The organism is Vibrio sp. 1562 (genome assembly GCF_033340155.1).
Classification (GTDB): Bacteria; Pseudomonadota; Gammaproteobacteria; order Enterobacterales; family Vibrionaceae; genus Vibrio; species Vibrio alginolyticus.
On sequence record NZ_JAWOVY010000388.1, the window covers coordinates 1 to 678 of the forward strand.

The 678-nt window shown below is 52.9% G+C and carries 1 protein-coding gene; it reads right to left on the reverse strand.

The genetic code is table 11. The features are described from left to right. On the reverse strand, positions 1-464 hold a 464-nt coding region (locus R7Z49_RS25350; protein WP_318112436.1), incomplete at its 3' end, for a TraI domain-containing protein. Between the last annotated feature and the right edge of the window lie 214 nt (positions 465-678).

Sequence of the window (678 nt, forward strand, 5' to 3'; positions counted from 1 at the left end):
TCATGCAGCAGCCCGGAGAAACAGCTCGCCAGTCTCCAACGCGGCTCATTGTCACGGCGTTCACGAGGCGTCCCCTCGATGGAAAAGATAACTGACTCAGATGCCTGAGCTGCCCAGAAGGCCACTTCAAGCCCATGTCGGAACAGACCACCAGCGCCACGGTGGTGGTGTGATTCGGAAGCTGGCAACAGGTGAACAAACGCGGCATACCGCTGGATCACCGGCAAAACAAGCCGGTTGAAGTCGTCCACAGTGAAACCGAGAGAGTTCCGCACTTTCTCAATCAGTTCAGCTTGGGTTGCCAGTATCTTGTCTAGTGGGGCCACTGGCAGGCCCTTGGCAAAAGGTGGGTATCGAGGGATTTCTTCATCTTCCACGTCTTTAAGCGGCAACACTCTGACGCTCGGCGCGGTCTCGATCACTCCACTTCGCCCACCAAATAACTTGTTAAGGGCTTTCAGCATGTAGGTTGACCATATTCCTATCGTATTTCTCGTCGCTACATGCTCTCAAAACACCTTTAGATCGCACACACGCCTATCTGTCCAATTTGGGCAGTTTGAGAAACCAGCTTTCCATCCCCCCCCTTTTAGAATGGGCTCATCGACAATTTTTGATGAGGAACGACACGATGAGACAACTGATAGCAATTCTGGGAGTGGCAATTCTGGCCGGGTG